The organism is Billgrantia hypersalina (assembly GCF_052584175.1).
Window position 1 is genome coordinate 485,330 of sequence record NZ_JBMIQI010000011.1, and the last position, 13,251, is coordinate 498,580.

At 63.5% G+C, this 13,251-nt stretch carries 10 protein-coding genes; 8 read left to right on the plus strand and 2 right to left on the minus strand.

Going from position 1 to position 13,251, the window contains the following annotated elements; genetic code table 11:
* Positions 1-331: 331 nt before the first annotated feature.
* From ACOJCM_RS09375 to ACOJCM_RS09390, 4 genes are all read left to right on the plus strand, one after another.
* On the plus strand, positions 332-2,275 hold the full coding sequence (locus ACOJCM_RS09375) for an FAD-dependent oxidoreductase (protein WP_445212070.1): 1,944 nt from the start codon (positions 332-334) through the stop codon (positions 2,273-2,275).
* A gap of 410 nt (positions 2,276-2,685) precedes the next feature.
* Positions 2,686-4,608 (plus strand): PrkA family serine protein kinase, encoded by a 1,923-nt coding sequence (locus tag ACOJCM_RS09380; RefSeq protein WP_445211791.1) that lies wholly within the window; start codon positions 2,686-2,688, stop codon positions 4,606-4,608.
* 23 nt (positions 4,609-4,631) lie between these two features.
* Positions 4,632-5,915: a YeaH/YhbH family protein gene (locus ACOJCM_RS09385; RefSeq protein ID WP_445211792.1), complete on the plus strand. Its 1,284-nt coding sequence runs from the start codon at positions 4,632-4,634 to the stop codon at positions 5,913-5,915.
* Between the two features lie 18 nt (positions 5,916-5,933).
* Positions 5,934-7,490 carry a SpoVR family protein gene (locus ACOJCM_RS09390; RefSeq protein WP_445211793.1) on the plus strand — a complete coding sequence of 519 codons (1,557 nt, stop codon included), beginning with the start codon at positions 5,934-5,936 and terminating at the stop codon, positions 7,488-7,490.
* 79 nt (positions 7,491-7,569) lie between these two features.
* Here ACOJCM_RS09390 and ACOJCM_RS09395 read toward each other — a convergent pair whose 3' ends face one another.
* Entirely contained in the window at positions 7,570-7,884 is a 315-nt protein-coding gene (locus ACOJCM_RS09395) for a high-potential iron-sulfur protein (RefSeq protein WP_445212071.1), read from the minus strand.
* Positions 7,885-8,236: 352 nt separating this feature from the next.
* Here ACOJCM_RS09395 and ACOJCM_RS09400 point away from each other — a divergent pair, with 352 nt between their 5' ends.
* Complete coding sequence (locus tag ACOJCM_RS09400) at positions 8,237-8,656, plus strand: CopD family protein (protein WP_445211794.1); 420 nt, start codon at positions 8,237-8,239, stop codon at positions 8,654-8,656.
* A gap of 54 nt (positions 8,657-8,710) precedes the next feature.
* On the opposite strand, the gene ACOJCM_RS09405 is transcribed toward ACOJCM_RS09400, so the two are convergent.
* Entirely contained in the window at positions 8,711-9,175 is a 465-nt protein-coding gene (locus tag ACOJCM_RS09405; protein ID WP_445211795.1) for a DUF2231 domain-containing protein, read from the minus strand.
* A gap of 135 nt (positions 9,176-9,310) precedes the next feature.
* Between ACOJCM_RS09405 and coxB the strand changes: the two genes are divergently transcribed.
* Genes coxB through ACOJCM_RS09420 form a run of 3 tightly spaced genes read left to right on the plus strand, consistent with a single transcriptional unit; the run spans position 9,311 to position 13,142 of the window.
* Complete coding sequence (gene coxB / locus ACOJCM_RS09410; protein ID WP_445211796.1) at positions 9,311-10,267, plus strand: cytochrome c oxidase subunit II; 957 nt, start codon at positions 9,311-9,313, stop codon at positions 10,265-10,267.
* Positions 10,264-12,792: a cytochrome c oxidase subunit I gene (ctaD, locus tag ACOJCM_RS09415; protein WP_445211797.1), complete on the plus strand. Its 2,529-nt coding sequence runs from the start codon at positions 10,264-10,266 to the stop codon at positions 12,790-12,792. The genes coxB and ctaD overlap by 4 nt, the downstream gene beginning before the upstream one ends.
* Positions 12,792-13,142 carry a hypothetical protein gene (locus ACOJCM_RS09420; protein WP_445211798.1) on the plus strand — a complete coding sequence of 117 codons (351 nt, stop codon included), beginning with the start codon at positions 12,792-12,794 and terminating at the stop codon, positions 13,140-13,142. The genes ctaD and ACOJCM_RS09420 overlap by 1 nt, the downstream gene beginning before the upstream one ends.
* The last annotated feature ends 109 nt before the right edge of the window (positions 13,143-13,251 follow it).

Below are 13,251 nucleotides of genomic sequence, written 5' to 3' on the forward strand. Positions count from 1 at the left end.
ACCGGTAGTTCAGTCGGTTAGAATGCCGGCCTGTCACGCCGGAGGTCGCGGGTTCGAGTCCCGTCCGGTCCGCCATCCGATTTCTGGCCCCGAGCTTCCGGCTCGGGGCTTTTTCGTATCGTCTATACTCCCTCCGTTCTGCTTCTCGCCCGGTGCGCATGAGCACTTCGTGCTGGCGGCTGCCTCTTTTCCTTTGCGCCTGCCGCCCGGCTATCATACAGTTGTTTGAAAATAACCGTGACTCGACCCCAAGGAGGAGTTCGGCGTGCGCTATCCTCATCTGTTCCGTCCGCTCGAGGTGGGCCACCTGACGCTGCCCAACCGCGTGCTGATGGGCTCCATGCATACCAACCTTGAAGAGGCTCCCCACGGCTTCGAACGCCTGGCCGCCTTCTACGCCGAGCGTGCCCGAGAGGGCGTGGGCCTGATCGTGACCGGCGGTATCGCGCCCAATCCGGCGGGTGCGGTATTCCAGGGGGCCGCCACGCTGGAACGGGCCGAGCAGGTGGCGGACCACCGTGGCGTGGTCGAGGCGGTACATGCCGAGGGTGGCCGCCTTTGCATGCAGATCCTGCATGCGGGACGCTACGCCTACTCCCCCGAGCTGGTGGCGCCGTCGCCGATCCAGGCGCCGATCAATCCGTTCGTGCCGCACGAACTCGCCGACGATGAGGTGGAGCAACAAATCGAGGACTACGTGCGCTGCGCCTCCCTGGCCCGTGAGGCCGGCTACGACGGTGTCGAGGTGATGGGCTCCGAGGGTTACCTGATCAACCAGTTCCTGTGCCTGCGCACCAACCGGCGTGACGACCGCTGGGGTGGACCATTCGAGAACCGCATGCGTTTCGCCGTCGAGATCGTCTCGCGTATCCGTGAAGCGGTGGGCGACGAGTTCCTGATCATCTTCCGCCTGTCGATGATCGATCTGGTAGAAGAGGGCAGCAGCTGGGAGGAAGTCGTGGCGCTGGGGCGGGCCATCGAGGCCGCCGGGGCCAGCCTGATCAACACCGGCATCGGCTGGCATGAGGCACGGGTGCCGACCATCGTCACCAGCGTGCCGCGGGCGGCCTTCACCGAAGTGACCCGTCGCATGAAGGCCGAGCTCGCCATTCCGCTGATCACCACCAACCGTATCAACATGCCCGAGGTGGCAGAGCGCGTGCTCGCCGAGGGGCACGCCGACATGGTGTCCATGGCGCGGCCCTTTCTCGCCGACCCGGCCTGGGTGAGCAAGGCGGACGAGGGGCGCGACGACGAGATCAACACCTGCATCGCCTGCAACCAGGCGTGCCTCGACCACACCTTCCAGGGCAAGCTCACCTCCTGCCTGGTCAACCCCCAGGCGTGTCACGAGACCGAGCTGGTCATCGAGCCGGCCGAGACGCCGCGCGATATTGCCGTGGTCGGCGGTGGCCCGGCGGGGCTGTCGGCAGCGCTGACCGCCGCGCGTCGCGGCCACCGCGTGGTACTGTTCGAGCGCAGCAGTGAGCTTGGCGGACAGTTCAACCTCGCGCGCAAGATTCCCGGCAAGGAGGAGTTCGACGAGACGCTGCGCTACTACAAGGTGATGCTGGCCAAGCACGACGTCGCGGTGAAGCTCGGCAGCGAGCCCGACGTGCACGCGCTGCGCGGTTTCGATGCGGTGATCCTGGCAAGCGGCGTCCGTCCGCGGCGCCTCGACCTGCCGGGTATCGACCACCCCAAGGTATTGAGCTACCCCATGGCCATCCAGCATCCAGAGCGGGTGGGGCAGCGCGTGGCCGTCATCGGTGCCGGTGGCATCGGCTTCGACGTGGCCGAACTGCTCACCCATGCGGGGCATCCCTCACTGAATCGCGAGGCCTGGTGCGCCGAATGGGGCGTGGACCTCAGCGTCACCGAGCGCGGTGGCCTGTGCCCGCCCGAGCGACCCGATACGCCGCGCCAGGTCTATTTGTTGCAGCGCAAGCGCTCCAAGCCCGGCAAGGGGTTAGGCAAGTCCACCGGCTGGGTGCACCGCATGTCGCTGCGCCATCGTGGCGTCGAGGCGCTGGCCGGCTGCGAGTATGTCGGCATCGACGACGCGGGCCTTCATATTCGCCATGACGAGGAGCCACGACTGCTTGAGGTCGACAGCGTGGTGGTCTGTGCCGGCCAGGATCCGGTGCGCGATATGCTCGAGCCGCTCAAGCAAGCGGGCGTTGCGGTTCACCTGATCGGCGGCGCTGACGAAGCTGCCGAGCTCGACGCCAAGCGTGCCATCGACCAGGGCACGCGGGTAGCGGCGGGGCTGTAGCGACAGCGTTGAGAGCAGAACGCGTTCCGACCGCTATGCTGAAGAAATCTCTTTTGCTGCTACGCCTGGCATCGGGCCCGTGTGACGGCCGGCCATTGGGCCGGACGTCATGGGCCGGGACGTAGCGCATGCCTGTCACTGACGAACCTCACCTGCTGTCGCGGTCTCAATGTGGCGGATTCCTCTGTCGTTGTCCCCGTTTGCGGGATAAATCTTGCTGCGTATAAGCAGCGTTTAATTCCCGCCCTGCTCGTATCGAACCCTTGGCACGCACAGCGTTCTCATGATTATCCTTCCCTTGCGTTGATTCTTTGCCGCCCACTGCGCCCCGAAGTGTCTAGGCTGGTGAGTAACCCACGGCAGCCATCAGGGTCGATGGTCAAGGGGGGTAAGGCAAACAGGAGGCTTCGATGAGCATCTTCGATCATGTGCAGAACCGCTTCTCTCGTGTCCAGCAGGAAGAAATGAGCCTGCAGGAATATCTGGAGCTGTGTCGTGAGGACCCCTTGGCCTACGCCAGCGCCGCCGAGCGGATGCTGAAGGCCATCGGCGAACCCGAGGTGATCGACACTGCCAAGGATCCGCGGCTCTCCCGAATCTTTTCCAACAAGGTGATTCGCCGCTATCCGGCCTTCTCGGAGTTCTACGGCATGGAGGAAGCGATCGAGCAGATCGTGGCCTACTTCCGGCACGCTGCCCAGGGGCTCGAGGAGCGCAAGCAGATTCTCTACCTGCTGGGGCCGGTGGGGGGCGGCAAGTCATCGCTCGCCGAACGACTCAAGCTGCTGATGGAGCGCATTCCGTTCTATGCCATCAAGGGCTCGCCGGTCTTCGAGTCGCCGCTGGGCCTGTTCTCGCCCGAGGAGGATGGCGAGCTGCTCGAGAAGGAGTATGGTATTCCACGGCGCTACGTGAAGAGCATCATGTCGCCGTGGGCCGCCAAGCGGCTCAAGGAATACGGCGGCGATATCTCCCAGTTCAAGGTGGTGCGCCTTTACCCCTCGCGGCTCAACCAGATCGCCATTTCCAAGACCGAGCCGGGCGACGAGAACAACCAGGACATCTCCTCGCTGGTGGGCAAGGTCGACATTCGCCAGCTCGAGCTCTACTCCCAGGACGACCCGGACGCCTACAGCTTCTCCGGCGGGCTGTGCAAGGCCAACCAGGGGTTGATGGAATTCATCGAGATGTTCAAGGCGCCGATCAAGGTGCTGCATCCGTTGCTGACCGCCACCCAGGAGGGCAACTACAACCCCACCGAGGGCATGGGCGCGATCCCCTTCGACGGCATTGTGCTGGCGCACTCCAACGAGAGCGAGTGGCAGGCATTTCGCAACAACCGCAACAACGAGGCCTTCCTCGACCGCGTCTACATCGTCAAGGTGCCTTACTGCCTGCGGGTCACCGAAGAAATCAACATCTACAAGAAGCTGCTCGAGCACTCCTCCCTGGCCGAAGCGCCCTGTGCCCCTGACACCCTGCGCATGCTGGCGCAGTTTTCGGTGCTCTCTCGCCTCAAGGAGCCGGAAAATTCCAGTATTTATTCCAAGATGCGCGTCTATGACGGCGAGAACCTGAAGGACACCGATCCCAAGGCCAAGTCGATCCAGGAGTACCGCGATGCCGCGGGGGTGGACGAAGGCATGGAAGGCCTCTCTACCCGCTTTGCCTTCAAGATCCTGTCAAAAGTGTTCAACTTCGACAATCATGAGATCGCCGCCAACCCCGTGCACCTGTTATACGTCCTGGAGCAGCGCCTGGAACAAGAGCATCTACCCAAGGAGACCTTCGAGCGCTACCTGCGCTACATCAAGGAGTTCCTGGCGCCGCGCTACGTCGATTTCATCGGCAAGGAGATCCAGACCGCCTATCTCGAATCCTATTCCGAGTACGGCCAGAACATCTTCGACCGCTACGTCACCTACGCCGACTTCTGGATCCAGGATCAGGAATACCGCGACCCCGAGACGGGCGAGCTGTTCAACCGCCAGGCCCTCAACGAGGAGCTGGAGAAGATCGAGAAGCCGGCCGGCATCTCCAACCCCAAGGATTTCCGTCACGAGGTGGTCAACTTCGTGCTGCGGGCGCGCGCCCAGAACAACGGCATGAACCCCAGCTGGCAATCCTACGAGAAGCTGCGTGGCGTCATCGAACACAAGATGTTCGCCAACACCGAGGAGCTGCTGCCGGTCATCTCCTTCAATGCCAAGGCTTCGACGGCAGACCAGAAGAAGCACGAGGACTTCGTGGCACGCATGAAGGAGCGTGGCTATACCGAGAAACAGGTGCGGCTGCTCTCGGAGTGGTATCTGCGGGTGCGTAAATCGCAATAAGCGGCGCGAGCCAGGAGGTCAGCATGACCTATTTCATCGATCGACGCGCCAACGCCAAGAACAAGAGCGCCGTGAACCGTCAACGCTTCCTCGACCGCTACCGGACGCACATCAAGCGTTCGGTGGAGGAGGCCGTCAATCGACGTTCGATTACCGACATGGAGCGCGGCGAGAAGGTATCGATACCGACGCGCGACATTTCGGAGCCGGTGTTCCAGCACGGCCCGGGCGGCAAGCGGACCATTGTCAGCCCCGGCAACAAGGAGTTCGTCGAGGGAGATCGCCTGCGTCGCCCCGGTGGGGGCGGCGGTGGAGGCGGCTCCGGCGAGGGCAATGCCTCGAACCAGGGCGAGGGCATGGATGAATTCGCCTTCAGCCTGACTCGCGAGGAGTTCCTCGACTTCGTCTTCGATGGGTTGGAGCTGCCTCACCTCGAGCGGAAGGCGCTCAAGGACCTCGATGAGGTAAAGCCGGTACGCGCCGGGGTCACTCGCGACGGGGTACCGTCGCGTATCAACATCGTGCGCTCCATGCGCGAGGCCTACGCCCGGCGTATCGCCATGCGGGCACCGATCCGACGGGCACTGCGCGAAGCACAGGAGGCGCTGGAAGAGGAGGAGCGCAAGGATCCGGTGCTGCGTAACCGGTCGCGGATTGCCGAGCTCAAGACGGAAATCGAGCGCCTCGAGAAGCGTCTCGAGGCGGTGCCCTTCATCGATACCTACGACTTACGCTACAACAATCTCGTCAACCAGCCGCAGCCTTCGAGCAAGGCGGTGATGTTCTGTGTGATGGACGTCTCCGGTTCCATGACCCAAGCCCACAAGGACATTGCCAAGCGCTTCTTCTTGCTGCTTTATCTCTTCCTCGAGCGCAACTACGAGAAGGTGGAGTTGGTCTTCGTACGGCATCACACCGCAGCCAAGGAGGTCGACGAGGAAGAATTCTTCTATTCGCGCGAGACCGGCGGCACCATTGTGTCCAGCGCCCTGACGCTGGTCGACGAGATCATTACCCGCCGTTATCCGCCCACGCAGTGGAATCTCTATGTGGCCCAGGCTTCTGACGGCGACAACTGGGATGACGACTCGGTGAACTGCCGCGAGCGATTGGTCAAGTCGCTGATGCCGCGCCTTCAGTACTACACCTACGTCGAGATCACACCGCATGCGCACCAGGCGCTATGGGATGAGTACGAATCCGTGGCCGCCGAGTTTCCCGACCGTTTCGCCATGCGTCAAATCGTCGAGGCGGGAGACATCTACCCGGTGTTCCGCGAGCTGTTCAAGCGCCGCGCCGCCCATTGAGGTGAACGAGGAGGCATCATGACCCGACGCAAGCCGATTGCCACCGGTTCCGATTGGAACTTCGAGATCCTCGAAGCGTATGAGCGTGAGCTGGCCAGGCTGGCAGACGAGTATCGACTGGATACCTATCCCAACCAGATCGAGATCATTACCACCGAGCAGATGATGGACGCCTATGCCAGCGTGGGGATGCCGGTGGGCTACCATCACTGGTCTTTCGGCAAGCAGTTCCTGGCGGTGGAGCAGGCTTATCGGCGCGGCCAGATGGGGCTCGCCTACGAGCTGGTGATCAATTCCGACCCCTGCATCGCCTACCTGATGGAGGAGAATACGCTGATGATGCAGGTGCTGGTCATGGCCCACGCCTGCTACGGACACAACTCCTTCTTCAAGGGCAACTACCTGTTTCGGACCTGGACGGACGCCGGTTCGATCGTCGATTACCTGGTCTTCGCCCGCAAGTACGTGGCCGAATGCGAGGAGCGTCATGGCGTGACGGCGGTCGAACAGCTGCTTGATGCCTGCCATGCCTTGCAGAACTACGGCGTCGACCGCTACAAGCGGCCCTCACCGATCTCCGCGGAGGAGGAGATGCGCCGCCAGGCGGAGCGCGAAGCGTATCTCCAGGCCCAGGTCAATACGCTATGGCGCACCATCCCGGGGCGGCCTCCCACCGATGCACTGCCTGGTGGCGTGGATCAGGATGAGGACCCCCTGGGATTGCACGGCGGAGGGCGCTACCCGCCCGAACCGCAAGAGAACCTGCTCTACTTCATCGAGAAGAACGCCCCGCTGCTGGCCCCCTGGCAGCGCGAGATCGTACGCATCGTGCGCAAGCTGGCGCAGTACTTCTATCCCCAGCGCCAGACGCAGGTGATGAACGAGGGCTGGGCCTCCTTCTGGCATTACACCCTGATGAACCGGCTCTACGACGAAGGTTTGGTGGACGAAGGGCTCATGCTCGAGTTCCTGCAATCGCATACCGCCGTGGTCAGCCAGCCCGGCTTCGATAGCCCTTACTACAATGGCATCAACCCCTATGCGCTGGGTTTCGCCATGTTCAGCGATATCAAGCGGATGTGCGAGAGCCCCACCGACGAGGATCGCGAGTGGTTTCCCGATACCGCAGGCAGCGACTGGCTTGAGGCGGTGCACTTCGCCATGCGCAACTTCAAGGACGAATCCTTCATCCAGCAGTTCCTGTCGCCCAAGGTCATACGCGACCTCAAGCTGTTCAGCATCATCGATGACGATCAGGAGGAGATGCTGGAAGTCCAGGCCATCCACGACGATCGCGGCTATCGCCGCATTCGCGAGGCCTTGGCGCAGCAGTACGCGCTGTCGCTTCGCGAACCCAACATCCAGGTCTACGAGGCCAACATCCGCGGTAACCGGTCACTGACGCTGCACCATGTGCAGGACAGTCGGCGGCCGCTGGGGCGCAGCGTCTATCCGGTGATCCGGCATTTGCATCAGCTTTGGGGGTTCCCCGTGAGGCTGGAGTCGATCGCCACGGATGGTAGCGTCGCCAGACGCTACCAATGGCCGCTGCCCGACGAGGAAGCGAAAGAGTAGCAAAGGATGGAAGCAAGTCCTGGCCCGAGACGGCGCCGGCGACCCAGCGGACGCCGGCAAGGACCCGCGGCTGCTTCGCCTACTCCATGCTAACCCAGGATTGGCACCACCCGCCGGGCTCGACGCTGTTTTGGGGAAAAAGCTGGCAGCCTTCGGAGCGCCGTTCGAAGAACATGCAATTGCTGCAGGTTTCCCCCTCTTCATAGGCGGGGTGGTCGCTGGCGCGTTCCGCCACTTCAACGTAGTTCAGCGCCCTGGCCTGTTCATTGCTGGGGTCCAGCCGCGGCAAGGTCTGGGCGAAAGCCTGGCGTGACAGGATGCCGATACCCAGGGGCAGGGCGGCCACGCTCAGCAAGCCATTGCGTAGAAAAGTGCGCCGGTTCTGTTTGCCCATGGGCGGGGTCTTGGCCATGAAAGGTCTCCTGCTTCGACGCGGTCCACTGCGCAAGCACAATCTATTCAGACCAGGCTGACGAGGGTGACCGCACACCAACCTGGGTTGTCTGACGGGGTCGAGGGAATCGTGTTCTGAGGTGTTAAGCAGAGGAAACACTTTTTCGGGGTCCAGCGCAATTGCGGTTGGTTTCGTTGTGTTGCCGCCGGTGTCAGGCGGTTGCGGTCCGCGTCAACGCGTTAACCGACCGTACACCAGATGTCGTGACTCACGACGAGTCGAACCGGCCATCTGGCAACGTTCCTCTACATTGGGTAGGGTGAAGGCTCGCCGCTGCTGCAAGGATGCTGTCATGCCGTGGATCAAAGTGCTGCACATCGCCACGCTGTTGTGCTGGTGTGCCTCTCTGCTTTATCTCCCCGCGATGCTGCTGGCTGGCGCCAGGTCGCGAGAGGGATCGTCTTTCGACATACCCGTTCCGGTGCTGCTGCGCTTCCTTTTCACCCATGTCGCCACGCCCTTCGCCCTGCTGGCGATCATGAGCGGCACCCTGTTGTTCATCGTGGGGCAACTGACCGGGGGCTGGCTGGTGCTGAAGCTGACAGCCGTCAGCGGGATGGTGGTGTGCCATGTCCTGTGCGGGGCACTTATCGTGCGGCTGGAGCGGGAGCGCAAGCGCTTTCTGGTGCCCGCCAGCGGGCTTGTCGCGGCCACGTCGGCAGCGCTGATGCTCACCGTCCTGGTGCTGGTGCTGAGCAAGCCATTCGATTGAGGCATGACAAGGAGAGTCACGATGCGCCACTCGACCCGCCCTGCATGGTCCGCTTCACTTGTCGTCGATCTCGACGCCCACGGCCTCATCGTAGACGAGCATACCGCCGATGATGCCGGCCAATACGATGAGCCCTGCCGTCATCAGCGTGAGGCCGACGGCCCATGGCAGCAGGTCGGTCGGATGCAGAAGGCGCCACAACCAGTTGAGCGAGGCCAGCGACAGCATCATCACGGCCAGGATGGCGTGGCACCAGCCGAGAACCAGCTCGCGTATGCGCCTGACCGTGATCAGGTCGATGAGACCGGCGATGCTGGCCACCCAGCCACCCAGCGCGCCTATTCCCGCAAGCCACAGGCTGACGCGTGCCCAGAACATGTCCCCGTAGAAGAGAAAGAGGACGTCGCTGCCGACCACCAGCATCAGGCAGGCGATGGGGAAATGTACCAGGGTGGGATGAAGCGGGTGGCCGGCGATGGCGGCGCGGCTCTTGATCGAGCGTCTCGGTTGGTCAGCCATGTTCGCGTCCTTTGCGATCGGTTCAATGCTCTCACAGGCATTCAACGCCTTGACCGGCATCGGGTCAACCGCCCCCGCCGTTTCGCCTGGAGCCCCTTGCCGCTGTTCGGCGCATTGGCCGGGTGTGGCGGTGAAATGTCGACCATGAACGTCGCGGGAGAGGCGGCGCGCTCACAGTTCTGGGTGTGGTGGGCCATGCTCGCCGTGACCGTTGTCGTCTCGCTCGGCGTGTACGCCCTCTGGTTGTCTACCTTCCGTCGCCGCGACCAGCCGCAGCGCACGCCGCGCGAAGAGCGCCGCATCATGCTGCGCTGGGTGCTGGGCGGCGGCATCGCGCTGCCGGTGGTCAGCATCCTCGCCCTGCTGGTCTTCGCCGCGCCGACCGGCCGCAGCATGCTGCCTCTTCCCGACGACGGGGCCGAGCGCATCGAAGTGATTGGCCACCAATGGTGGTGGGAAATTCGTTACCCCGGCGAGGAAGGGGAGCGCGACGTGATCACCGCCAACCGGCTGGTGATGCCGGCAGGAGAGCCCGTCGACTTTCGTCTCACCAGTGCCGATGTCATCCATGCCTTCTGGATACCGCGCCTGGGGGGCAAGCGGGACATGATCCCCGGACGGCATAGCACCATTCGCCTCAGTGCCGATGCACCCGGGGTGTTCGGAGCACAGTGCGCCGAATTCTGCGGCGCGCAGCATACTCACATGCTGCTCCACGTCGAGGCACTCGAGCGTGACGATTACGAGGCCTGGCTGGAGGCACGCCGTACTTCACCCGAGCTACGCGAGGGACACGACGAAGCCCGGAAAGCGTTCGGCGAGCACTGCGCTGCCTGTCACCGGGTCGCAGGTTTTCCGCAGGAACTCATCGCTGACGACGTGAGCCATGACATCCAGGGGCCCGATCTCAGCGACATCGGTTCCCGGCCCACGCTGGGTGCCGGTGTGCTGCCTAGGGAAGAGGGCGCCATCGCCTACTGGCTACAGCACCACCAGACGCTCAAGCGCGGGAACAGGATGCCGCCCCATAACCATATCGATACCGAGACGCTGCAGGAAATCGGTGCCTGGCTGGAGACGTTGGAACCATGAGCGATAACAAGGACGCTACGCTGACTCCCGAAGTACGACGCTTGCACAGAGGCATGGCCGAGGTCTGGGCCAATCCGCGCGGGCTGGGCGCTTTGACCGTGGTCAACCACACCAGCGTCGGTCTGCGGTTCATGGTTACCGGCGCGGTGTACTTTCTGATCGGCGGATTGCTGGCGATGCTGATTCGCACCCAGCTGGCTTTCCCCGACAACGACTTCATGTCGCACGAGGGCTACAACCAGGTCTTCACCATGCACGGCACGGTGATGATGTTCCTGTTTGCCATCCCCATCCTGGAGGGGGTGGCGATCTACATGATCCCCAAGATGATCGGGGCTCGCGACCTGGTCTGTCCTCGTCTTTCCGCCTTCGGCTACTTCTGCTACCTGTTCGGCGGCATCATCCTGACCTCGAGCCTGCTGCTGGACATGGCGCCGACCAGCGGCTGGTTCATGTATACGCCACTCAGCAGCGGCGACTACTCCCCCGGCCGGGGCTCGGACTTCTGGTTGCTAGGGATCACCTTCGTGGAAATCTCGGCCCTTTCCGCCGGGGTGGAGCTGGTGGTGTCGATCCTGCGTACCCGTACCGAAGGCATGGCGCTGCACAAGATGCCCCTGTTCGCCTGGTACATCCTGGCCATGGCGCTGATGATCGTGGTCGGCTTCCCGCCGTTGATACTGGGCAGCATCCTGCTGGAGCTGGAGCGCGCCACGGGCATGCCGTTCTTCGATCCCGCCGGCGGCGGCGACCCGGTACTGTGGGCGCACTTGTTCTGGCTCTTCGGTCACCCTGAGGTCTACATCATCTTCCTCCCCGGGGCGGGTATCGTCGCGACCCTGCTTCCCGTCTTCGCCCGGCGCCCCATCGTCGGCTACGGCTGGGTGGTCGCGGCGATCGTCATTATGGGTTTCGTCAGCTTCGGCCTGTGGGTGCACCACATGTTCACCCTGGGGATACCGCAACTGGCGACGGCCTTCTTCTCCGCGGCGAGTATGCTGGTGGCGATTCCCACCGGCATCCAGATCTTCGTCTGGCTCTCCACCCTATGGCTGGGGCGGCCGGTCATGTCGCTACCGATGCTTTGGATCATCGGCTTCCTGGTGATTTTCGTGCTGGGCGGGCTGACCGGGGTAATGCTCGCCCTGGTGCCGTTCAACTGGCAGGTCCACGACACGCATTTCGTGGTGGCCCACATGCACTACGTGCTGGTTGGGGGCATGCTGTTCCCCCTGATCGCGGGGCTCTACTACTGGCTGCCGCTGATTTCGGGACGCATGCCCTCCGAGCGACTGGGCAAGTGGAGCTTCTGGCTGATCTTCCTCGGCTTCAACATCACCTTCCTGGTCATGCACTGGACGGGGATCGTGGGCATGCGGCGGCGCGTCTTCACTTATGACAGTGCGATGGGCTGGGATATCTACAACCTGATCTCGTCGGTAGGCGGCTTCATGATGGCGGCCGGCGTGGCGCTGTTGATCCTGGACGTGGCGCTGCATTTCCGCTTCGGCAGGAAGGCGCCGCAGAATCCCTGGAATTCGGACGGCCTGGAGTGGGCCATGCCCAAGCCGCCGACGCCCTACAACTTCGTGAGCCTGCCGCGGCTGGAGACACGCCACCCGCTGTGGGACGACCCGGCGCTGCCACGCACCATTACCGAGGGGCGCCACGGGCTCAACACCATCGATCATGGGCGTCGCGAAACCTGGGGTAGCGACCCGCTGACCGGCAAGCTGCGCGAGGTCATTCACCTGCCGACCAACTCCTGGTGGCCGTTCCATGCCGCGGTGGCCCTGGCGGTCGTCTGCATCAGCCTGCTGGTCCGTCTCTACCCGCTGGCCGGCGTGGCCACGCTGGTAGCGGCGATCTTGCTGCTGCGCTGGTCATGGGAGAATGGCGCGCACCCCCGGGCTGCGCCCGATCCCACGGTGGCGCCAGGCCAGCCGCCGCTGCACTCACGCACCATGAACGGCCCCGGCGTGTGGACCATGTCGGTCTCGCACCTGGCCAATGGGTCGCTCTTCCTCTCGTTGCTGTTCGGCTGGTTCTACTTGTGGACCGTGGCGCCCGATTGGCAGATGCCGGCCACCTCGCCCCTCTCCATGCCGATGCTGGTGGGGGCGGGTATCGCTCTGACGCTGGGCACCCTGTGGCTGGCCAAGCTGGTTCGGCGGCTGCGCCGTTACAACGATGCCGGGCTGGGCGGCGGCATGTACCTGGCCGCCGGGCTCGGCACGCTGCAGTCGGCCCTGCTGGGCCTGGTCATCTGGCAGGCGGAGCTGACCCCCACCGAGAGCGCGCACGACGCCACGCTGCTGGTGGCGCTGGTCTACGTGCTGATCCATGCGCTGCTGGGTGCACTGCTCTGCCTGCTGCAGGGGGCGCGGGTCGGCTATGGCTTCGTCGGCGCCCAGGCCCCCATGGAGCCGGTGGTGGTGCTGCGCCTGTGGTACTACAACCTGACCGTGTACTGGGTGCTGTTCGTGTCCATCTGGCTATTGCCGACGATCCTGGGAGGGGACTGATGAAGGGACTCCTGAGGCTCACCCATCCGATACACCTGGTTGGCGGCCATACGATATGGGGGATCTGGTTCGTGGCGATCTACGGTGGGCTGTCGGTGGCCTGTTCGGTGGCGCCCCCCGACCCTGGGCGGGACATGTTGACCGGTATCAACCTGATCGTCGGCGTGTCGACCTTGGTCACCACGGCACTGTTGTTATGGTTGACTTGGGCCAGCCTGGCAGCGGCGCGCCGGGCCGAGGTGCGTCGCGAGCGTTTCTTTGGCCACGCCGCGGCAGGCAACTACCTGTTTGCGTCAGGGGCGACGCTATTCGTCGGCTATCCGGTGGTATTCCTGCCCCCCTGTCTCTAAGCGGCGGCCTGGCAGGGGGCGTTGGATTCAGCCGGCGTGGCTGGCCTGCTATACTCGCGCCAGGTCGCGGCAATTACCTGCCGCGGTGGTTCCAGAGGGGGAGAGCCCG